18 protein-coding genes are annotated in these 20,667 nt (G+C 73.5%); 12 read left to right on the forward strand and 6 right to left on the reverse strand.

All coding sequences use genetic code 11. The features are described from left to right. Positions 1 to 57: 57 nt before the first annotated feature. Positions 58 to 870, reverse strand: a complete 813-nt coding sequence (locus K4S16_RS24970; protein WP_149261452.1) for a nuclease-related domain-containing protein — start codon at positions 868 to 870, stop codon at positions 58 to 60. Between the two features lie 223 nt (positions 871 to 1,093). Between K4S16_RS24970 and K4S16_RS24975 the strand changes: the two genes are divergently transcribed. Both K4S16_RS24975 and malQ read left to right on the forward strand, forming a co-directional pair. Beyond that, positions 1,094 to 2,518 (forward strand): amidase, encoded by a 1,425-nt coding sequence (locus tag K4S16_RS24975; RefSeq protein ID WP_149261453.1) that lies wholly within the window; start codon positions 1,094 to 1,096, stop codon positions 2,516 to 2,518. A gap of 28 nt (positions 2,519 to 2,546) precedes the next feature. Further along, entirely contained in the window at positions 2,547 to 4,652 is a 2,106-nt protein-coding gene (gene malQ / locus K4S16_RS24980; protein ID WP_149261454.1) for a 4-alpha-glucanotransferase, read from the forward strand. Here the strand turns inward: malQ and K4S16_RS24985 are convergent. After that, positions 4,633 to 5,670, reverse strand: a complete 1,038-nt coding sequence (locus tag K4S16_RS24985; protein WP_149261455.1) for a hypothetical protein — start codon at positions 5,668 to 5,670, stop codon at positions 4,633 to 4,635. The two genes, malQ and K4S16_RS24985, sit on opposite strands and share 20 nt — an antisense overlap. Positions 5,671 to 5,850: 180 nt before the next feature. Beyond that, the gene (gene pepN / locus K4S16_RS24990; RefSeq protein ID WP_149261456.1) at positions 5,851 to 8,385 is read right to left on the reverse strand and encodes an aminopeptidase N; all 2,535 of its coding nucleotides are present in this window, start codon (positions 8,383 to 8,385) and stop codon (positions 5,851 to 5,853) included. Between the two features lie 165 nt (positions 8,386 to 8,550). Here pepN and K4S16_RS24995 point away from each other — a divergent pair, with 165 nt between their 5' ends. The 8 genes from K4S16_RS24995 to K4S16_RS25025 all read left to right on the forward strand — a co-directional run bounded on the left by K4S16_RS24995 (position 8,551) and on the right by K4S16_RS25025 (position 14,603). Then, positions 8,551 to 9,165: a DsbA family protein gene (locus K4S16_RS24995; protein WP_149261457.1), complete on the forward strand. Its 615-nt coding sequence runs from the start codon at positions 8,551 to 8,553 to the stop codon at positions 9,163 to 9,165. A gap of 163 nt (positions 9,166 to 9,328) precedes the next feature. Then, positions 9,329 to 10,039, forward strand: a complete 711-nt coding sequence (locus K4S16_RS25000) for an energy-coupling factor ABC transporter permease (protein ID WP_200842091.1) — start codon at positions 9,329 to 9,331, stop codon at positions 10,037 to 10,039. A gap of 10 nt (positions 10,040 to 10,049) precedes the next feature. Then, a complete protein-coding gene (locus K4S16_RS45170) occupies positions 10,050 to 10,406 on the forward strand; it encodes a PDGLE domain-containing protein (RefSeq protein ID WP_200842092.1) in 357 nt (118 codons plus the stop codon). Continuing rightward, complete coding sequence (cbiQ, locus tag K4S16_RS25005) at positions 10,406 to 11,170, forward strand: cobalt ECF transporter T component CbiQ (RefSeq protein ID WP_149261458.1); 765 nt, start codon at positions 10,406 to 10,408, stop codon at positions 11,168 to 11,170. The genes K4S16_RS45170 and cbiQ overlap by 1 nt, the downstream gene beginning before the upstream one ends. Continuing rightward, positions 11,167 to 11,919, forward strand: coding sequence for an energy-coupling factor ABC transporter ATP-binding protein (locus K4S16_RS25010; protein WP_149261459.1), 753 nt, complete (start codon positions 11,167 to 11,169; stop codon positions 11,917 to 11,919). The genes cbiQ and K4S16_RS25010 overlap by 4 nt, the downstream gene beginning before the upstream one ends. A 129-nt stretch (positions 11,920 to 12,048) precedes the next feature. Continuing rightward, on the forward strand, positions 12,049 to 12,993 hold the full coding sequence (locus K4S16_RS25015) for an ATP-binding protein (RefSeq protein ID WP_200842093.1): 945 nt from the start codon (positions 12,049 to 12,051) through the stop codon (positions 12,991 to 12,993). A 61-nt stretch (positions 12,994 to 13,054) separates the two neighbouring features. Then, positions 13,055 to 14,083, forward strand: coding sequence for a hypothetical protein (locus tag K4S16_RS25020; RefSeq protein ID WP_149261461.1), 1,029 nt, complete (start codon positions 13,055 to 13,057; stop codon positions 14,081 to 14,083). Between the two features lie 43 nt (positions 14,084 to 14,126). After that, positions 14,127 to 14,603 carry a ribose-5-phosphate isomerase gene (locus tag K4S16_RS25025; RefSeq protein ID WP_149261462.1) on the forward strand — a complete coding sequence of 159 codons (477 nt, stop codon included), beginning with the start codon at positions 14,127 to 14,129 and terminating at the stop codon, positions 14,601 to 14,603. Between the two features lie 18 nt (positions 14,604 to 14,621). Here the strand turns inward: K4S16_RS25025 and K4S16_RS25030 are convergent, their stop codons facing one another. Continuing rightward, positions 14,622 to 14,855 (reverse strand): hypothetical protein, encoded by a 234-nt coding sequence (locus K4S16_RS25030; RefSeq protein ID WP_149261463.1) that lies wholly within the window; start codon positions 14,853 to 14,855, stop codon positions 14,622 to 14,624. A 131-nt stretch (positions 14,856 to 14,986) separates the two neighbouring features. On the opposite strand from K4S16_RS25030, the gene K4S16_RS25035 reads away from it, so the two are divergent. Further along, positions 14,987 to 16,102: a PP2C family protein-serine/threonine phosphatase gene (locus tag K4S16_RS25035; protein WP_149261464.1), complete on the forward strand. Its 1,116-nt coding sequence runs from the start codon at positions 14,987 to 14,989 to the stop codon at positions 16,100 to 16,102. Between the two features lie 41 nt (positions 16,103 to 16,143). Here K4S16_RS25035 and K4S16_RS25040 read toward each other — a convergent pair whose 3' ends face one another. Further along, on the reverse strand, positions 16,144 to 17,484 hold the full coding sequence (locus K4S16_RS25040; RefSeq protein WP_149261465.1) for a serine/threonine-protein kinase: 1,341 nt from the start codon (positions 17,482 to 17,484) through the stop codon (positions 16,144 to 16,146). A gap of 333 nt (positions 17,485 to 17,817) precedes the next feature. Here K4S16_RS25040 and K4S16_RS25045 point away from each other — a divergent pair, with 333 nt between their 5' ends. Then, entirely contained in the window at positions 17,818 to 19,179 is a 1,362-nt protein-coding gene (locus K4S16_RS25045) for a cell wall metabolism sensor histidine kinase WalK (protein WP_160161021.1), read from the forward strand. On the opposite strand, the gene K4S16_RS25050 is transcribed toward K4S16_RS25045, so the two are convergent. Next, positions 19,176 to 20,642, reverse strand: a complete 1,467-nt coding sequence (locus K4S16_RS25050; RefSeq protein ID WP_149261467.1) for an amidase — start codon at positions 20,640 to 20,642, stop codon at positions 19,176 to 19,178. The two genes, K4S16_RS25045 and K4S16_RS25050, sit on opposite strands and share 4 nt — an antisense overlap. Positions 20,643 to 20,667 lie beyond the last annotated feature (25 nt).

The raw sequence follows: 20,667 nt of genomic DNA on the forward strand, positions 1-20,667 counted from the left end.
GGACGGCGGTGTCCCGGCTTTGCGCGGGCGGCCCGGGGAAGAGGGCCGCCCTCGGCCTCAGTCGGGGTACTTCGGCGGCAGGGCCTGCTCCGCCGCCTGGAAGATGCGCTGGACGTCGCTCTCGGTGAGGATCTTCGGACGCCGGCGCAGGTACGAGCGCGCCCGGTTGCCGGCGTAGACGTCCACGTCCCGGACCCGCATGACCTTCCACGGGATGGACGGGCCGTAGATCGCCACGGACGGCTGCACCGGCACGTCGAAGCCGACCCGCTCGGCGAGGATGATGCTCGCCATCTGGGCCTCCCAGCGCGCCTCGTCCAGCCGGTCCTTCTTGTTGAAGGGGCCGTGGAAGAGCTTGAGGTGGGACATGGTGCGCACGGGGAGACGCTTGTCCCACTTCTCCGAGTCGATGGCGTAGACGCCGCTCGGCCCGATGACCAGGTGGTCGATCCGCCCGTCGCTGACGCCCTCGTCGTCGCGCGGGACCGCCCGCGCGTGCAGCACGAGGTATCCGTTGCGCCGCAGGGACTTCAGCTGCCGCTCGGTGCGCCGCTCCGCCGCCGAGGACTTCTGCCAGGCGGCGACGGTGGAGCTCTTGCGGGACTGCCGGACGACGTCGCCGATGACCACCAGGACCGCGACGGTCAGCCCGAGCCGCCAGCTGGTCAGGAGGGCCGCGACCGCGCCGGCGGCGACGGCCGCGCCGATCCGGTACAGCCAGCGGCGGATCTTGGGGTCGTCGAGCGCCGCCGCGGCGGCGCTGCCCTCCAGCCGCTCCTTCACCGGAGTCTCGTCATGCTCGTCACGCGCCTCTTCGGACTCGGGTCGCGCCCTGGCATTCTGCGTGTTGCCCCGCTCCATGATCGCCATTTGTGACGCTCCGTGTTCCTTTCCCATCGGGGGCATGATCCTCCGTGCGCAGAGTAATCATCGGGAGGGTGGGCGACCAGTCATGCCGGGTTAATAGTTTTGTCGCCCCACGTCAGTGATTCTCTTACGGCACGGATGGGTAGGCCAGTACTAATCTCCTTCCGCCGGTGTTGTCCTGTGTGCCCCCTTTGATGCCCCCGCACACGGCGTCTAGCGTTCCGGTGTGACACAAACCCATGACCTCACCGCCACCCGGATGGCCGCGGCCGTCCGCGACCGGGACGTATCCCCGGTCGAGCTCGCCGACCATTACCTGGACCGCATCGAACGGCTGGACGAGCAGGTGGGGGCCTACGTGACGGTCACCGCCGAGCGCGCCCGCGAGGAGGCGCGCCGCGCCGAGAAGGCGGTGCTGGAGGCGGACGACCCGGCGGAGCTGCCGCCGCTGCTCGGCGTCCCGGTGCCGATCAAGGACCTGAACATGGTGAACGGCGTCCGGATGACGTTCGGCTCGGCGGTCTACGCCGACCTGGACGGGTTCGCCGACGACCACGTCGTGGCCAAGCTCGCGGCGGCCGGGACGGTGCTCCTCGGCAAGACCGCGTCCCCCGAGTTCGGGCTGCCCTGCTACACCGAGGGCGCCGTGTCGCCCCCGGCCAGGACGCCGTGGGACCCGTCCCGGTCGGCCGGCGGTTCGAGCGGCGGCGCCGCGGCGGCGGTCGCGGCCGGGCTGGCGCCGATCGCGCAGGGCAGCGACGGCGGCGGCTCGATCCGGATCCCGAGCAGCGTCTGCGGGCTCTTCGGGATCAAGCCGACCCGCGGCCGGGTCTCCCAGGGGCCGGTCATCCCCGACCTGTTCGGGCTCTCCACCAACGGGCCGATCGCGCGCACCGTCCGCGACGCCGCCCTCATGCTCGACGTCATGTCGGGCCACATGCCGGGCGACCTCTACCGGGCGCCGGAGGCGGACGGGCCGTTCCTCGCCCGCGCCGACCGCGCGCCGGGACGGCTGCGGATCGCGCGGAGCCTCCAGCCGCCGGTGCCGGACGTCGAGGTCCACCCCGACTGCGTCGCCGCCTACGAGGACGCGTCGGCGCTCCTCGAGGAACTGGGCCACGAGGTCGTGGAACTGCCGCAGGTGCTCGGCTCCGACCTCGTCCCCCACTTCGCGGCGCTGTGGGGCGTGATGGCGACGATGACGCCCGTGCCGGAGGGGGGCGAGGACCTGCTCCAGCCGCTGACCCGGTGGCTGCGCGGGCACGGCGAGCGGACGACGGCGCCGCAGCTGTTCCAGGCCCACGCGGCGCTCCAGGGGGCGCTGCGCGCGGCGTTCCCGGTGATGGACGAGTTCGACGCGATCCTGCACCCGACGCTGGCCATGCCGCCCGTGCCGGTCGGGTACTTCCACGACCAGGAGCCGGAGGAGAACTTCCGGCGGCAGACGCACTTCACCCCGTTCTGCGCGATGTACAACATCTCGGGGCAGCCCGCGGTGAACGTCCCGCTGCACTGGACCGGCGACGGCCTGCCCATCGGGATCATGCTCGCCGGGCGGCTCGGCGGAGAGGGCACGCTGATCTCGCTGTCCGCCCAGCTGGAGGAGGCGCGCCCCTGGATCGGCCGCAAGCCGCCTGTCTGGACGGCGTGACGCGGCCCGCAAAGGGCATGGTGCAGGCGTGGGCGACGACGAACTGATCAGACTGGCCGGGCACCACGGTGTCGCGACGCGCTACGAGGACTGGCGGGGACGGGAGACGGCGGTCCCGCGCGACACGCTCGTCGCCGTCCTCGCGGCGCTGGGGGTGGACGCCTCCACCCCCGGCGCCGTCCGGACGGAGCTCGACCGCCACCGGGAGCGGGCGCGGGGACTGCCGCCGACCCTCGTCGTCCGCCGGGCCGGCGGCGGCACGGCCGACCGGATCCGCGCCGCCCTCGCCGGGCACCTCGGCGGCGGCGCCGAGGTGGAGGTCGAGTCCGCCGCCGACGAGGTGCTGGCGCCGCCGCGCCCCGCCGGCGCGTCCCCCGCCGAGCGCTCCTTCGAGCCGCTGGACGCCCTCGGCGACGTCCCGCCCGGCTGGCGCGGCCTGCGCGTCCGGGACGGGGCGCGGACGCAGTACACGCAACTGCTGGTGGCCCCGGACGCGCTGGAGCCCCCGCCCCGGATGTGGGGGTTCACGGCGCAGCTGTACTCGGTGCGGTCCGCGGCGTCGTGGGGCCTCGGCGACCTGGGGGACCTGGCCGACCTCGCGCGGTGGAGCGGCGGGGAGCTCGGCGCGGGCTTCGTCCTGGTCAACCCGCTGCACGCGACCGAGCCGGTCCCGCCGGTCGGGGCGTCGCCGTACTCGCCGATGAGCCGCCGCTTCCCCTCGCCGCTCTACCTGCGGATCGAGGACATGCCCGAGTACGCGGAGCTGCCCGCCGGGGACCGGGAGCGGTTCGCGGCCCTCGCCGCCGGGCTCCGCGACCGGCAGGGCCTGCTCGACAGGGATGCGGTCTGGGCGGCCAAGCTGGAAGCGCTGGAGGCGATGTACCGCCACCGCCGGTGGCGCGACCCGGAGTTCGAGGAGTTCCGGCGCCGCGAGGGTGCGGCACTGGAGGGCTTCTCGACGTGGTGCGCCATCAGCGAGGAGCAGGGGACGACGGACTGGCGGCGCTGGCCGTCCACGCTGCGGCGGCCCAACGGCCACGGCGTCGTGGACGCCCCGCGGTACCACGAGCGCGCCGGCTTCCACGAATGGCTCCAGTGGCGGCTTGACGGGCAGCTTGCGGCGGCGCAGCGCGCGGCTCGCGACGCCGGCATGCCCGTCGGGATCGTCCACGACCTGGCGGTGGGGGTGCCGCACGGCAGCGCCGACGCCTGGATCTACCGCGACTCGTGCGCGCCGGGGATGAGCGTCGGCGCGCCCCCGGACGAGTTCAACCAGCGCGGCCAGGACTGGGGGCAGCAGCCGTGGCGGCCGGGCGCGCTCGCCGACTTCGGCTACCGGCCGTTCCGCGAGATGGCCGCGGCCGCGCTCAGGCACGCCGGCGGGATCCGCCTGGACCACGCCATGCAGGTGTCGCGCCTGTGGTGGGTGCCCGAGGGGGCATCCCCCGCCGACGGCACCTACGTCCGCTACGACCGGGACGCCCTGCTCGGCTCCCTGGCCTGGGAGGCCGAGCGGTTCGGCGCCGTGGTCGTCGGCGAGGACCTCGGTACCGTCGAGCCGGAGGTCCGCGAGGCGCTGGCCGACAGCGGCGTCCTCGGCACGTCCCTGCTCTGGTTCGAACGGGACGGGAAGGGCCGCCCCAAGCCGCCGGGCCGGTGGCGGGAGCTCTCCCTCGCGACCGTCGGCACCCACGACATGCCGCCGATCACCGGGTTCGTGCACGGCGACCACATCGACCTCCGCGACCGCCTGGGGCTGCTGACCCGCCCCCGCGCCGAGGAGGAGGACGACCATCGTCGGCAGCTGGCCGACTGGCTCGCCGTGCTGCACGCCGAGGAGCTGCTCTCCGACCCGCCGGCCGAGGTGATGCGGGCGCTGGCGGACGGCTCCGCCGCCTACGACGAGGAGATCGTCACCGCCCTGCAGGAGTTCCTGACCCGCACCCCGGCCCGTCTGATCGGCATCTCCCTGGCCGACGCCGTGGGCGAGCGCCGCACCCAGAACCAGCCGGGCACCGTCGACGAGTACCCGAACTGGCGGGTCCCGCTGGGGGACGCGGAGGGCCGTCCGGTCCTGCTGGACGACCTCAAGACCCGCGACGCGCTCAGGCTCTTCAGGCGAGCGCCGATGTGATGCGCTTCGTGACGTCGTGGAGAAGCGTGTCGGGGGCGATGTCGGCCGCCGCGACCGCGGAGAAGAGGGCGGGCAGCCCCGGAAGGGGATAGTCGTCGTCCGCCAGGACGGCCTTGCCCAGCGGGTGGCGGGAGAGGGATTTGCGGGCGCGCGCCCAGGCGGCCTGGACCTCCTCGGGCGAGGGGACGCCGAAGCCGTGCCCGACGGGAGCGGCGTGCCGGAGCTTCACCAGGGCGCCGTCGGTGAAGTCGGCGGCGAGCCTGCAGCGGTCGCCGAGGTCGGCGCGGACGAGGACGTCCAGGCGGGTCATGACCGTGCAGGGGGTGCGGCAGCGGGCGGCGCAGTCGCCCAGCGCGGACGCGACCTGGCTGTGGTGGCGGTCGAGGTAGGCGCGCCAGCCGGGCGGCGGCTCCTTGGCGACGCGCAGGGTGCGCTCGCAGGCGGCGCGTTCCGGCCGGGTGTGGTCGCACACGCGGGTCGAGCCCGGCTCGACGGGGACGCCGAAGCGGCTGCCCTCGCCGCCCACGGCCGCCGCGATCAGGGCCGGGTCGCCCGCGTGGCCGAGGACGGGCTCCCAGGCCAGCATCGGGAGGTACTCGCCGGCGATGTGGACGGCGGCGACGAGCGCGGCCATGTCGCGGCGGTGCCAGCGGATCGCGATGACCTCCAGCAGGAGGCGGTACGCGGGGCGGAGGCTGGCGAGCGCCCCGCGGGGCCGCTCCCGGGGCGCCTGCGGCATGCGGCTGGCGCGGGCCCGGTCGAGGAGGTCCCGCGGGACCTCGCCGGCCTCCTCGGGCATGCCGAAGTCCTCGGCGTCGAGGTCGAGGACGCGCTGCCCGAACGCGCACAGCGCCGCGACCCGCGCCGCGCGGCCGTCCGCGACCCGTGCGGAGCGGCCGTCCGCGACCCGCGCCGCAGAGCCGTCCGCGGCCAGGGCGCCCTCGGCGACCAGCGCCTCCAGGTCGCCGAAGGCGTAGCGCCGCGCCAGTGCCGCCAGAACGTCCCGAGCCGTCTCCACCGCGTCCCCTCCCCGTGACCATGCAACGATCGCATGGTCACGGGGCCTGTGGGACAGCCAGGGGCGGCCAGGTTTGGGCGATGCCTCACCCTCCGGTCAGGCGATTACCTTGTGGGGGGCGACCCCCCACACCCCCCGGTCAGGCGATTGCCTTGTGGGGGCAACCCCCACACCCCCCGGTCAGGTGGAGGCGGCGTCCTTCGCACGGGCGCGCAGGGCGCGCGCGACGCCGTCGCGCCCCTCCGACAGCAGCCGGCGCAGCGCCGCCGGCGGGTCGCTCTCCGCGATGTAGGCGTCGGTGCGGTCGACCGTGGACTGCTCGATCACCAGGAAGGGGTAGGCGACCTCGGCGAACGTCTGGGACATGTCGCTGGTCCACTCCTTCCACACGCGCCCGACCTCGGCGAAGTACTCGTCGACGTAGGGGACGAGCAGCTCGGCCTGGTCGGGCTCCACGAAGCCGCCGAGCGTCGCGCGGTAGACGGCGTTCGGCAGGTCGCCCGCGATGATCCGCTCCCACGCGGCCGCCTTCGCCTCGGCGGTCGGGATCGCGGCCTTGCAGGCGGCGGCGTGCCGCTCGCCCGCGGCGGTCCGGTCCCGCTCGTGCTCGGCGTCGATCTCGGCCTCGCCCGCCTTGCCGGTGACGACGAGGCGGCGCAGCAGCGCCCAGCGCAGGTCGGTGTCGACCGTGAGGCCGTCGAGGACCTGCGAGCCGTCCAGCAGGCCCTGGACGAACGCCAGGTGCTCACCGGTGACGGCGGACGCGGCGAACGCCTGCGTGTAGGCGAGCTGGAGGTCCGAGCCGGGCCGGGCCTCGCGGGCCAGCTCCGACAGCGTGTCCGCCATCAGGGCGAGGCCCTCCTTGCGCCACGCCGGGTCCGCGTACTGCTGGACGGCGGTGCGCGCCTGCCGCAGCAGCGTCTGCGTGACCGAGATGTCGGTGACGCCGCGGATGCCCTTCACGACGAGCCGGACGTAGTCGCGCGTCGCCATCTCGGCGTCGCGCGTCATGTCCCACGCCGACGACCAGCACAGCGCGCGCGGCAGGCTCTCGGTGATCTCGCCGATGTCCTCGACCAGCGTCTTCAAGGAGTGCTCGTCGAGCCGCACCTTGGCGAAGGTGAGGTCGTCGTCGTTGACCAGGACGAGGTCGGGCCGCTTCTTGCCGACGAGCTGCGGGACCTCGGTGCGGGCGCCGACCACGTCCAGCTCGACCCGGTCGCGCCGGACGAGGCCGTCGGCGGTCCTGTCGTACAGGCCGATGGCGAGGCGGTGGGCGCGCAGCGTCGGGTAGTCGGCCTTGGCCTCCTGCATCACGGCGAACGAGGAGAAGTTCCCGTCGGCGTCGAGCTCGTACTCGGGCCGCATCGTGTTGACGCCGGCGGTCTCCAGCCACTCCTTCGACCAGGACGCCAGGTCGCGGCCGGACGTCTCCTCCAGCGCGCCCAGCAGGTCGGTCAGGACGGTGTTGCCCCACGCGTGCCGGTCGAAGTAGCGCCGCACGCCCTCCAGGAAGTTCTCGAGGCCGACATAGGCCACGAGCTGCTTCAGCACGGACGCGCCCTTGGCGTAGGTGATCCCGTCGAAGTTCACCTCCACCGCGCGGATGTCGGGGATGTCGGCGGAGATCGGATGCGTGGAGGGCAGCTGGTCCTGCCGGTAGGCCCACGCCTTCTCCAGGTTCGCGAACGTCGTCCACGAGCCCTTCCACTTGGTGGCCTCCGCCTGGCACAGGACGCTCATGTACGTGGCGAACGACTCGTTCAGCCACAGGTCGTCCCACCAGCGCATGGTGACGAGGTCGCCGAACCACATGTGCGCCATCTCGTGCAGGATCGTCTCGGCGCGCCGCTCGTAGGCCGCGTCGGTCACCCGGGACCGGAAGACGTAGTCCTCCAGGAACGTGACGCAGCCCGCGTTCTCCATGGCGCCCGCGTTGAACTCGGGCACGAAGAGCTGGTCGTACTTGGAGAACGGGTACGGGCGGCCGAAGACCTTCTCGAAGTAGCCGAAGCCCTGGCGGGTCACGTCCACGATCGCGTCGGCGTCGAGGTGCTCGGCGAGCGAGGCGCGGCAGTACACGCCGAGCGGGATGACGGTGCCGTCCTCGCGGCGGTACTCGTCCCGGACGACGTGGTACGGCCCGGCCACGAGCGCGGTGATGTAGGTGGAGATCTGCGGCGTCGGCAGGAAGTGCCACGTCCCGCCCTCGGCCGTCTCGGCGGCCTCGTTGGTGACGACCTGCCAGTCCTGCGGCGCCTTCACGGTCAGCTCGAAGGTGGCCTTCAGGTCGGGCTGGTCGAAGCAGGTGAACATGCGGTGCGCGTCGGCGGTCTCGAACTGCGAGTACAGGTACACGCTGTCGTCGACCGGGTCCACGAACCGGTGCAGGCCCTCACCCGACCGTGAGTACGCGCAGTCGGCCACGACCCGCAGCTCGTTGTCGGCCTCCAGGCCGGGCAGCGGGATCCGGCCCTTCTCGGCGTCGTAGGAGCCGGGGTCCAGGGCCTTGCCGTTCAGCGTCACCTCCCGCACGACGGCGCCGTGCAGGTCGATGAAGGTGGACGCGCCGGGCTCGGCGCACCCGAACCTGACGGCGGTGGTGGAACCGAACCGCTCCTCACCCGTCGTGAGGTCCAGGTCGACCATGTACGACGCGATGCTGAGCAGCCGGGCCCGTTCCCGCGCCTCGTCGCGCGTGAGGTTGCCTGCCACATGAACTCCTTGGTCGGCTTAAAGGCTTGGTGCCCTCATGTCTACCAACCGGACGGCCGATCGGCCCGTCCGCCACGGTCTTCGGCGGCCTCTCGCCGAGGGGAATCGGGACGGGGACCCCCGGGTTGTGGCATGGGAGACATGGACACTTTCTAGGAGGCGACGTTGCCCGAGGACGTTCCCACACCGGTGGACTTCTGGTTCGACCCGCTCTGCCCCTGGGCGTGGATCACCTCCCGCTGGATCCTGGAAGTGCAGGAGCAGCGGCCGATCGACGTCCGCTGGCACGTGATGAGCCTGGCCGTCCTCAACGAGGACAAGGACATCCCGGAGGACTACCGCCGGGGGCTCGCCGACGCGTGGAAGCCCGTGCGCGTGTGCATCGCCGCCGAGCAGAAGTACGGCCCCGAGGTGCTCGGACGCCTCTACACCGAGATGGGCACCCGCAGGCACCACGAGCGGCAGAAGTTCGACCGCGCCTTCTTCGAGGCGTCGCTGACGGCGGCCGGGCTCGACCCGGGCCTCGCGGACGCCGCCGAGTCCACCGACTACGACGGCGCCGTGCGGGCCTCCCACAAGGACGGGATCGACCGCGTCGGCCAGGAGGTCGGCACCCCGGTGATCGAGGTCGAGGGCCACGCCTTCTTCGGCCCGGTCGTCACGCCCATCCCGCGCGGCGAGGACGCGGTCAAGCTCTTCGACGGCGTGCTGGCGGTCGCGAGCACCCCCGGCTTCTTCGAGCTCAAGCGCACGAGGACCGAGGACCCCAGCTTCGACTGAGCGAAGGCCGCGGCCGCCCGTGCGGACGGGCGGCCGCGGCCCCGCGCGCCCCGGCCTTCCCGGTGAGCCACACATGGGTTGCTATTGCGAGCATGTTGCAACAACCACGTGAATGCCGACAAACTGGTCCTGCTAGCTGCGAAGAGGTAGGGGTGGTCAAGTCGTGCACGTACCGGACGGATTCATCGACGCGCCGGTCTCGATCGCGGCGGGCGCCGTCGCGGTGGCCGGGGTCGGGGTCGCGCTGCGCGGGGCCCGGCGCGAACTGGACGACCGCACGGCGCCGCTCGCCGGGTTGACGGCCGCGTTCGTGTTCGCGGCCCAGATGCTCAACTTCCCGGTCGCCTCGGGGACGAGCGGCCACCTGCTCGGCGGGACGCTCGCCGCGATCCTCGTCGGGCCCTATACCGGCGTCCTCTGCGTCTCGGTCGTCCTGCTCATGCAGGCGCTGCTGTTCGCGGACGGCGGCCTCACCGCGCTGGGCGTCAACATCACCACGATGGCGCTGGTCACCGTGGTCGCGGGCTACGGGCTGTTCCGGCTGCTGCTGCGGGTGCTGCCCAAGTCGCGCGCCTCGGTGTCCGGGGCCGCGTTCGCCGCGGCCGTCGTCTCGGTGCCCGCCGCGGCCGTCGCCTTCACCCTGATCTACGCGGCGGGCGGGACGGCGGACGTCTCGATCGGCAAGGTCGCCGCCGCGATGATCGGTGTCCATGTGCTGATCGGCATCGGCGAGGCGCTGATCACCGCCGTGACCGTGTCGAGCGTGCTCGCCGTCCGGCCCGACCTCGTGCACGGCGCGCGCGGCCTGATGAAGCCGCTGGAACTGCGCACCGCCGGCCGCGACGCCGCCGAACCCGAGCCGTCCCGGGCCTGAGGAGGAAACGATGACCACCAAGCGCTTCCTCGCCGGGTTCCTGCTCGTCTCGCTCGTCCTGGCCGGGATCGTCAGCTACTACGCCAGCGCCAGCCCGGACGGCCTGGAGAAGGTCGCCGAGGACAAGGGCATCAGCGCCAAGGAGAAGGACCACTCGTTCAAGGACTCCCCGCTCGGCGACTACGGCGTCAAGGGCGTCGACGACGCGCGGCTGTCCGGCGGGCTGTCCGGCGTGATCGGCGTCGGCGCCGTGCTCCTCGTGGGCGGCGGGCTGTTCTGGGCCGTCCGGCGGCGCGGTCCCGCCACCGCGGATACGGCCCCGGAGCACGACGACACGGCGCCGTCCGAGCCGGCCCGGAAGGGCTGATGGGCGCGGGCCATGCGCACCGGCTCTACGTGCCGGGCGCCTCACCGGTGCACCGGCTGCCGCCGCAGTGCAAGCTCGTCGCCGTCCTGGCGTTCGTCCTGCTCGTCGTCGCCACCCCCCGCGAGCGGATCTGGGCGTTCGGCGTGTACGCGCTGCTGCTCGCCGCCGTCACGGCGGCGGCCCGGATCCCGTTCGGGACGGTCGCGCGGCGGATCGTGATCGAGGTGCCGTTCGTCGCGTTCGCCTTCCTCATGCCGTTCGTCGCGAACGGTGAGAAGGTCGCCGTCCTGGGGCTGAGGCTGAGCGAGAGCGGGCTGTGGGGCGCCTGGAACATCCTCGCCAAGGGCACCCTCGGCGTCGTCGCCTCGATCCTGCTGGCCGCGACGACCGAGCCCCGGCTGCTGCTGCTCGGCATCGAGCGGCTGCGGATGCCGCAGCTCATCACGCAGATCGCCACCTTCATGCTGCGGTACGGCGACGTCGTCGCGGCGGAGCTCGGACGGATGAGGGTCGCGCGGGCGTCCCGCGGCTTCGAGGCGCGCGACATCCGCGCGACCGGCGTGCTCGCCAAGTCCGTGGGCGCCCTGTTCCTGCGCTCCTACGAGCGCGGTGAACGCGTGCACCTGGCCATGGTGAGCCGCGGATACGAGGGCCGGATGCCGGTCGTCGACGCCGTGGGCGCGACCGCCGCGCAGTGGACGGCCGCCGCCGCGCTGCCCTTGGCCGCGGCCCTCGTCACGCTGGCTGCTTGGATGACCCCATGACCCCGTCGCTTGAGGTGAAGGGCCTCGCCTACGCGTACCCCGACGGCACGCAGGCGCTGTTCGGCGTCGACCTGACGGTCGGGCGCGGCGAGCGCGTCGCGCTGCTCGGACCGAACGGCGCCGGCAAGACCACGCTCGTCCTCCACCTGAACGGCATCCTGCACGGCGGGCTGGGCGAGGTCCGGGTGGGCGGCCTCGCGGTCGACCCGAAGGACAGGAAGGCCCTGCGGGAGATCCGCCGCCGCGTCGGCATCGTCTTCCAGGACCCCGACGACCAGCTGTTCATGCCGACCGTCCGGGAGGACGTCGCGTTCGGCCCGGCCAACCTCGGCCTGCGCGGCCCCGACCTCGACCGCAGGGTGCGCGACGCGCTGGCCCGCGTCGGCATGCTCGACGCCGCCGACCGCCCGCCGCAGCACCTCAGCTTCGGGCAGCGCCGCCGCGTCGCGGTCGCCACCGTCCTGGCGATGGAGCCGGAGATCCTCGTGCTGGACGAGCCGTCCTCCAACCTGGACCCGGCGAGCCGCCGCGAGCTCGCCGAGATCCTGCTGAGCCTGGACGTGACGGTCCTGATGGTCACGCACGACCTCCCGTACGCGGCGGAGCTGTGCCCGCGCTCGGTGATCCTCGCCGGCGGCGTCATCGCGGCCGACCGCCCCACCCGCGACCTGCTCACCGACGCCGAGCTGCTCGCGGCGCACCGCCTGGAGCTTCCGTTCGGGTTCGACCCGGCGGCCGCCCTGCGCTGACCGCGCCCTGACCTGCGCGCCGGCCCCGCGCCGGCACTTCCGCCGTTCCGCTTGCCTCCCCGGCGACGCTCCGCCAGACTCGTTGTCCTGACCGTGGAAACGATTTTCATACCCAGAATGGGGGCATTCGTGAAGGTTGCGTTCGTCGGCAAGGGCGGCAGCGGCAAGACGACCCTGTCGGCGCTGTTCGTCCGCCATCTGGCCGGGCTCGGGCTGCCCGTGGTCGCGATCGACGCCGACATCAACCAGCATCTCGGCGTGGCGCTGGGGCTGGACGAGGGCCGCGCCGCCAAGATCCCCGCGCTGGGCGACCGGCTCGCCGCGCTCAAGGAGCACCTGCGCGGCGACAACCCGCGCATCTCCTCGGCGTCCGCGATGGTCAAGACCACCCCGCCCGGCGCCGGGTCGCGGCTGCTGCGGTTCCGCGGCGACGACCCGTTCCACGAGGCCGGCCAGGAGGTGGACGGCGTCACGCTGCTCGCCACCGGCCCGTTCAACGACGACGACCTCGGCGTGGCCTGCTACCACTCCAAGACCGGCGCGGTGGAGCTCTACCTCAACCATCTCGTCGACGGGTCCGGCGAGTACGTCGTCGTCGACATGACCGCCGGCGCCGACACGTTCGCCTCCGGGCTGTTCACGCGGTTCGACCTGATGTTCCTGGTCGCCGAACCCACCCGCAAGGGCGTCGGCGTCTACCGGCAGTACACCGAGTACGCCCGCGACTACGACGTCGCCATCCGCGTCGTCGGCAACAAGGTCCAGTCCGAGGAGGACCTCGCCTACCTGCGCGAGCACGTCGGCGACGACCTGCTCACGTGGCTCGGCCAGTCCGCCGCCGTCCGGGCGCTGGAGCAGGGCCGGCGCGGCGTCGACCTGGAGGAGGGCAACGTCGCGGCCCTCGACCGCATGCGCGCCGAGGTGGACGGGTGCGCCAAGGACTGGGACGAGTTCCAGCGGCAGGCCGTGGAGTTCCATGTCAAGAACGCGCGGAGCTGGGCGAGCCGGGCCGTGGGGGAGGACCTCGAAGCCCAGGTCGACCCCGGTTTCCGCTTCCCCGTCCCCGCCTCGTAGTGCCTACCGCGGGTAGTCCGGGCCCTACCGGCGGAGACGAAACCGCACTACCCTGCCCGCCATGACGATGCGGCGGATGCTCGCGATGACGGGCGGCGCGGTGGTCCCCATGGCCCTCCTCGCCCTGGTCTTCGGAAACCAGTGGGTCGTCGAGGAGATCAACAAGAGCCACATCAAGTACGACGAGGGCATCGGGCCCGTGGTGACGTGGCTGTTCACGCTCGCCTGGCGGATCACCCCCGCGGGCGGCCTGGACGTGAAGCAGGTGGTCCTGGACGACTTCAGCCTGCTCGTCTTCTTCGGCGTGCTGGTGGCGCTCGTGATGGCGGGCGCCCGGCTCGCCGATCCGGAGCGCGGCCCGTTCGGCGCGCTGATCATCGGCTGGTGGGCGGCGGTCGTGGCGGGCGGCGTGTCCGGGATCGTGGCCGCGCCGCTCACCCGCTGGGCGTTCGAGTTCCGGGAGACGCCGTTCGGCAGCACCTTCAGCAGCACGGTCGGCCAGGGCGCCTCCTTCGGCTTCGCGTTCGGCTGGCTGGCCGGGCTCGGCGCCCTGGGCGGGTTCTTCCTCGCCCGCTCGCGCGGGGGCGGAGCCCTGCCTCAGCAGCCGTACGCTCCGGCCCGGCCCTACCCGGGCCCGCAGGGCATGCCGCAGCAGCCGTATTCGCAGCAGCCCTATCCGCAGCAGATGCAGCCGCACCCCTCGGCCGTCCCCTACGTCCCGCCGCAGGGGCAGCCGCAGCAGCCCGTGTGGGGCGCCGGGCCCGGCCAGCAGGCCCCGCAGCCGGGGCAGCCTCCGCAGCCGGGCCGGTTCGGTGTGCCGTCCGTGCCGCCGCAGCCCTCCGCGCCTCCGCAGGAGCAGGAGGCCCCCGCAGGGCAAGAGGAGCCGGACGGGCGGCAGGAGAAGCCGGACGAGGCGCCGAAGGGGCCGAAGGGGCCGGAGGAGCCGAAGGACGGCCAGGAGAAGGCCGAGAACGGCCCGGAGGAGCCTGAGGGCGGAGCCGGGGACGCGCCGGAGGACGCCCCCGAGGAGGACGACCTCGACCTCGCCGACCGGACGATGATCGACCGCAGGCGGGACGACGACACCTGACCCGCTCGCGCGTGCACGTCGCGGGCCTGCGACAATCGGGCCCATGCGCGTGTTTCTTGGATCCGACCATGCCGGCTTCGAACTGAAGGAGCACCTGGTCTCCTGGCTGAAGCAGAACGGGCATGAGGCCGTCGACTGCGGCGCGTTCGTGTACGACGCCGTCGACGACTACCCGCCGTTCGTCCTGCGGGCGGCCGAGCGGACGGCGGCGGAGCCGGGGAGCCTCGGCGTCGTGATCGGCGGCTCCGGCAACGGCGAGGCGATCGCCGCGAACAAGGTCAGGGGGGTGCGGGCCGCCCTGGTCTGGAACGAGGACACCGCAGTGCTCGCCCGCGAGCACAACGACGCGAACGTGATCGCTCTCGGGGCGCGGCAGCACGACCTCGACACCGCGACCCGCTTCGTGGAGCTGTTCCTCGGGACGCACTACTCCAAGGAGCCGCGCCACACCCGGCGGATCAGGATGCTCGGCGCCTACGAGCACACCGGCGAGCTGCCCCCGCTGCCGCGCGAGGGCTGAGCGCCCGGAGCCGTCCGGCTAGCGCCCGTTCTCCGGGGGCTTGCGGGGGCCGCGCTTGTCGAGGCGGCGCCGCTCGTTCTTCGCCGCCCTGGTCCGCCTGGCGGTGTCGCCGGCCTTCCCCCCGCCCGTTCCGGACGCGGCCGCGGTCCCCGGGTCGGCGGCGGGCGGCTCCCCGCCCGCGGGGCGCGGGCGCGAGACGTCGCGGGCCCGCATCGCCGCGTCCACCGTGATCCGCATGCCCGGCTGCACCATGGGCCGCTCCTTCCGAGATAGTCGCAAGGCCACATTTACCCCGTTTTCGCGTAGCATGATCGTTACACCGGGTCACTGGTGCCCTCGGATACTGACCCTCCGGGTGCATTGCTCGGTACAGTGCCGGAGTCATGCTTCAACGTCTGGTGCAGCTGCTCCCGCCGCGAGTGCGTGCCGTGCTGCGCAAGATCCCGTTCCTGGTCGTGCTCTACCGGTGGCTGAGACGGGGCTCTCTCACCAGGGATCGGTACGTCTTCGCCGCGCTGGCGCTGCTCGCGGTCGCGATCGGGCTGGCGTCCGGCGACTCGCGGGGGCTGGCCCCGTCCGGCGCGCTGGTGCTGATCGTGGTGGTCGGCGGGCTGCTGCTGAAGGTGCGGAGCCTGGTCGCCCTCCTCGGCGTCGTGGTCGCGATGGCCGCCTACAACGCCTGGAAGGACGTCGCCGCGATCGGGCCCGGCATGATCGCGACGCTGGCCATCACCGCGGTGCTCGCGCTCACCCTGGCCCGGACGCGCCAGCAGCTCGGCGTGCAGGGCCTGCGCGGCGACTCGATGCTGCTGGAGCTGCGCGACCGGCTGCGCCGGCACGGCGAGATGCCCGAGCTGCCGGACGGCTGGAACTCGCAGGTCGTGATGCTGCAGGCCGGGGGCTCGTCGTTCGGCGGCGACTTCGTGGTGTCGGCCTCCGACGGCGACACGCTGGAGGTCGCGCTGGTCGACGTCTCCGGGAAGGGGACCGACGCCGGCACGAGGGCGCTGATGCTGTCGGGCGCCTTCGGGGGCCTGCTTGGATCGGTCCAGCCCGGGAGTTTCCTGCCCGCCTGCAATACCTATCTCCAGCGCCAGCGGTGGGACGAGGGCTTCGTGACGGCCGTGCACGTCGTGGTCGACCTGCGCACGGGCGAGTACAGGGTCGAGTCGGCGGGGCATCCGCCGGCCGTCCAGTTCGACGCGGGCAGCGGCGCCTGGCAGGTCAGCTCCGCCAAGGGCGTCGTGCTCGGCGTGGTGCCCGACCTGAACTGCGTCCCCGAGCGGGGGCAGCTGCGGCCGGGCGACGCGCTTCTGCTCTACACCGACGGCCTGGTCGAGTCGCCGGGCAGCGACCTCGACGCCGGGATCGACCGGCTCCTCGGTGAGGCGGAGCGGCTCGTCCCGCAGGGGTTCGGCAGCGGCGCGCGGGAACTGGTGGAGACGATGGCCGCGGCCCGCGACGACGACTGCGCCCTCGTCCTGATCTGGCGCACCTGACGGGTTCGCGCCTGCCGAGCCGGCACCGTGCTCCTACCTGCTCAGTGCTTGTGCTTGCTTTTCGCTTTGCCGTGCTTCGCCGGGTGCTTCGCCTTGGGAACCGGCTTGTGCTTCTTCTCCTGCGGTTTCTGCTTGGGCTTCTGCTTGACCGCCTTCGCGGGGGGCCGCTTGGAGGATCCGACCCGGATGGCGGTCGGCTTCTTCTTCGCGGGCGCGTCGGTGACCGCCGGCGCGGACGGGGCCGGTGCGCCCGGCCGGGCGGGGGAATCGGCCTTGGCCCCGGTGAGCCCGAGGACGATCGCGCCCAGCAGGAGCGTTCCCGCCGCGGCGCCGGCGCCCGCGAGCAGCCGGGTCCGGGTGGACGTCGTGGCGTCGGCCACGCCGAGCGGTGTGTACGCCCTGGTGTCCTCGGCGCTGGAATCCCGGGACCGGAACGGCGTCGGGGCGCCCGGGACGGGGCGCCGCCGGGAGCGCGGCGTCAAGGAGGACCGCGGTGCGGCGGGCGCGGTGTGCAGGGGCGCCTCCTGCGCCGCCGCGGGCGGCGGCGTGAGGCGTCCGGCGACCTGCGGCTGCGGCTGCTCGACGAGGGCGAGCAGGAGGTCGGTCGCGGTGGGGCGGTCCGCCGGGTCCTCCGCCAGCGCCCACCGGACGGCCGGGACCAGCGAGTCCGGCAGGCCGGACAGGTCGGCGTCCCCGGCGGCGGTGCGCAGGGTCGCGGGGTCGCCGCCGATCGGCATCTGCCCCGTCCCGGCATGGGCGATGAGGCAGCCCCAGGCGAAGATGTCGGCCGCCTGGGAGGCGGGCCCTCCGACGAGGACCTCCGGAGCGATCCACCCAGGGGTGCCGAACACCTGACCGGTCGTGGCGGTCTCCTCGACCGCGTCCTGGCTTCCCGCGATGCCGAAGTCGATGACGCGGCATCCGGACAGGGTGAGCATCACGTTGGCGGGCTTGATGTCGCGGTGCACGAGGCCGGCGGCGTGGATCGCGGCGAGCGCCGAGGCGACGCCGACGGCGACGCCGTGCAGGTCGGCGGGCGGCAGCGGGCCGCCGGCGGCGAGCCGGTCGTGCAGGGACACGCCCCCCACGTAGTCGGTGACGAGGTACGGGAGTCCGTCGTCCTCGCCCTGCGCGAGGACCCGCGCGGTGCAGAACGAGGCGACCCGGCTCGCGAGGCTCGCCTCGTCGTGGAAGCGCCTCCGGTAGGACGGGTCGTCGGCGAGGTGCGGGTGGATCGTCTTCACCGCGACGCGCCCGCCGGACTCCGGGTCGGCCCCGAGGTAGACCGTTCCCATGCCGCCGGATCCGAGCCTGCCCAGCAGCCGATGGCCGCCGACCTCTCGGGGGTCGGCGGGTTCGAGTGGCCTGAAGTCAGTGTCCATACGGTGCTCCAGCACCCCCCTTCCGTCTCTCCCGTCCACCCATCCCCTTTCGGCGGCGAATTATGGCGGCTTTTCCGGAGGAAGGTCGAAACGTGATCGTCACGTCGATGTAGCACCCAGTGCACCGGGGGCGTGCACAGTGAATGAAGCGGTGCCCGCGCGGGCGGCTCCCCAGGGGTGGGAGGCGCCGCCCGCGCGGGCACCGGTCCGGTATGTGGTGATGTTTCGCAGGGCAATGGCCCGGTAAGAACCAGTTCTGCGTCACCCCCCCGACGCGTCGACGCGGCGCGGCGCCGGCCGCCGCGTGCGAGCGGGAAGGGGGAGGGGCGCCGGGTGCGGATACTCGGGGACCTGCTGACGCCGTCGTGCTGGTCGGTGCGGACCCGCGTGACCGTCGCCGCGACCCTGATCGTCGCGGCCCTCCTGATCGTCGGCGTCACGCTCTTCTACCAGGTCCTACGCAGCACCATCTACGGGGGCCTGCACGACCGCGGCACCCTCGCGGTCAACGACCTCGCCACGCACGTGCGCGAGACCGACATCAGAGGGACGCTTCCCGTCCAGGATCCCGGCGTCCCCCTCCTCCAGGTCGTGGACGGCGAGGGCGGCGTTCTCGCGGCCAGCGAGCCCCTGCGCGGCCACGGCCCGGTGAGGGTGCCGGTCTCACCGCAGCCGGGCCGTCCCGAGTACCGCACCCTGCATTGGACGGAGACGTCCGACGTCTACTTCGTCTCCGAGCGGGTGAACACCCGTTTCGGTGAGCGGATCGTCTTCGCGGGCGCGCCCATCACGACGTTCACCCGCTACCGGGGCGTGTTCGTCGGACTGCTCACCGTGACGGTGCTGGTGGCGACGGCCGCGGTGGGCTGGATCGTGTCGCTGTCGGTGCGGCGGGCGCTGCGGCCGGTGCGGGTGATGCGAACCGAGCTGGCGGAGATCACCGGCGGCGCCGACCGCCGGGTCACGGTGCCGGAGCCGAACGACGAGGTGTCCGACCTGGCGGAGTCGGTGAACGTGACCCTGGACCGCCTGGAGGACGTCCTCGCACGGCAGCGCGCGTTCGTCGCGGACGTCTCGCACGAGCTGCGCAGCCCGCTGACCGGCCTGCGCACCCAGCTGGAGGCTGCGCTGGAGCGGCCGCTGGACGAGGACTGGCCCGCGGTCGCGCGGGCGGCCCTCGGCGACGCCGACCGGCTGCAGGGCATCGTCAGCGACCTGCTCATCCTGGCGCGGCTGGGCGCGGGCGTGCAGGTCCCGCGGGAGCGGATCGACCTCGGCGAGCTGGTCCGGGCGGAGGCGAGCCGACGGCCCCGCCGGGTCCCGGTCGAGGTCGCGGCCGAGGAGGGCGTCACGGTCCGCGCCACCGAGGCCCATCTGATCAGGCTGCTGACGAACCTGCTGGACAACGCCGAGCGGCACGCGGAGTCGCGGATCTGGATCACCGTGGCCGCGGACGGCCCGGACGCGGTGCTGGAGGTCCGCGACGACGGCACCGGGATCGCGCCGGAGGACCGCGAGCGGATCTTCTGGCGGTTCCACCGGCTGGCCGAGGGCCGCGAGCGCGACCGCGGCGGCACCGGCCTCGGGCTGACGATCTCCCGCGACATCGCCCGCGCGCACGACGGCACGCTCGTCGCCGCCGACAGCGACCGGGGCGCCCGGTTCGTCCTGCGCATCCCCCGCGAAGAGCCCTAGGGGAGGGCGAGGGGCGGGCGGCGTTCGCCGTGCCGGGTCGCGCGCTCGAACGCGCGGCCGATCCGCAGGACGGCGAGGTCCGCGTGGTGGGGGCCGACGATCTGCAGCCCGACCGGCAGCCCGTCCGAGGTGAACCCGGCGGGCACCGACAGCGCGGGGCACCCGGTCGCCGAGATCAGGTAGCACGACCGCATCCACTCCAGGTAGTCGCGCATGGGCCGCCCGGCGACCTCCTCCGGGTACTCGGCGGCGGCGTCGAAGGGCGGGACCTGGCTGACCGGCATGAGCAGCGCGTCGTAGCGCTCGAAGAACTCCCGGACGCGGTGGAACAGCGCCGTGTGGAGCGTCTCGGCACGGCCGAGGTCGGCGCCGGTGAGCGAGCGGCCTGCGTCGATGTTCGCGGCGAGGGAGGGCTTGAAGTCGGCGCGGCGCTCGTCCAGCAGGGGGCGCAGGGTGATGTCCCAGTGCCAGGCCCGCAGGGTCCGGAACACCTCGTCGGCGCCGGCCAGGTCGGGCGAGGCCTCCTCGACCGCGCAGCCCAGCTCCTCGAACACCTTGGCGGCCGGTTCGAGGGCGGCGGTGACGGCCGGGTCGACGGGGATCGTCCCGCCGAGGTCGGGGGACCAGGCGAGCCGCAGCCCGGCGAGGTCGCGGTCGAGCGGCACGGCGAACGCCGAGCCGGGCGTCTCCAGCGCGATCGGGCTGCGCGGATCGGGCCCGGCGAGCACCGACAGCAGCAGCGCGACGTCGGCGACGTCGCGGGCCATCGGGCCCTGCACGCCCAGCGTCGACCAGCCCGCGAGCACCGGCCAGGACGGCACCCGGCCCGGCGACGGGCGGAACCCGACGACGTTGCAGAACGACGCGGGGTTGCGCAGCGAGCCGCCCATGTCGCCGCCGTCCGCGAGCGCCTGCATCCCGCACGCCAGCGCGGCCGCGGCGCCGCCGCTGCTGCCGCCCGCCGACCGGGACGGGTCGTAGGGGTTGCGGGTGAGGCCGAACACGGGGTTGAAGGTGTGGGACCCGGCGGCGAACTCCGGGGTGTTGGTCTTGCCGAGGGTGACGGCGCCCGCGGCGCGGATCCGCTCGACGACCAGTTCGTCGCGGTCCGGGACGTGGTCGGCGAAGATCGGCGATCCGGACGTGGTGCGGACGCCGGCGGTGGCGTGGGTGTCCTTGTGCGCCACGGGCAGGCCGTGCAGCGGGCCGGGCGGCTCCCCGGCGGCCAACCGCTCGTCGGCCTCGCGCGCCTGCCGCTCCGCCCGCTCCGCGACCAGCGTGACGATGGCGTTGACCTGCGGGTTCGTCCGCTCGATCTGATCGAGATGGGCCTGCAGGACCTCGCGCGCAGACAGGTCGCGGGCGGCGATCCTGCGCGCCAGGTCGCGGGCGGACGCGAAACAGATCTCCTCGGACACGTGCCCTCCTCCTGCGCGGGGTCCCCACCAGTGTCCACCCCGCATGCCGGGTGTTCACAGGGTGAGGTCA

Source organism: Actinomadura sp. K4S16 (assembly GCF_008327685.1).
Lineage (GTDB): Bacteria > Actinomycetota > Actinomycetes > Streptosporangiales > Streptosporangiaceae > Spirillospora.

Bases quoted from the DNA above. Each gene is read 5' to 3' on its own strand.
- K4S16_RS45170 (WP_200842092.1), top strand. From the start codon at position 10,050: ATGACCACCAAGCGCTTCCTCGCCGGGTTCCTGCTCGTCTCGCTCGTC.
- K4S16_RS25050 (WP_149261467.1), bottom strand. From the start codon at position 20,642: ATGCGGGGTGGACACTGGTGGGGACCCCGCGCAGGAGGAGGGCACGTG.
- K4S16_RS25030 (WP_149261463.1), bottom strand. From the start codon at position 14,855: ATGGTGCAGCCGGGCATGCGGATCACGGTGGACGCGGCGATGCGGGCC.
- K4S16_RS25025 (WP_149261462.1), top strand. From the start codon at position 14,127: ATGCGCGTGTTTCTTGGATCCGACCATGCCGGCTTCGAACTGAAGGAG.
- cbiQ (WP_149261458.1), top strand. From the start codon at position 10,406: ATGGGCGCGGGCCATGCGCACCGGCTCTACGTGCCGGGCGCCTCACCG.
- K4S16_RS25035 (WP_149261464.1), top strand. From the start codon at position 14,987: ATGCTTCAACGTCTGGTGCAGCTGCTCCCGCCGCGAGTGCGTGCCGTG.
- K4S16_RS25020 (WP_149261461.1), top strand. From the start codon at position 13,055: ATGACGATGCGGCGGATGCTCGCGATGACGGGCGGCGCGGTGGTCCCC.
- K4S16_RS25010 (WP_149261459.1), top strand. From the start codon at position 11,167: ATGACCCCGTCGCTTGAGGTGAAGGGCCTCGCCTACGCGTACCCCGAC.
- K4S16_RS25040 (WP_149261465.1), bottom strand. From the start codon at position 17,484: ATGGACACTGACTTCAGGCCACTCGAACCCGCCGACCCCCGAGAGGTC.
- K4S16_RS24970 (WP_149261452.1), bottom strand. From the start codon at position 870: ATGGCGATCATGGAGCGGGGCAACACGCAGAATGCCAGGGCGCGACCC.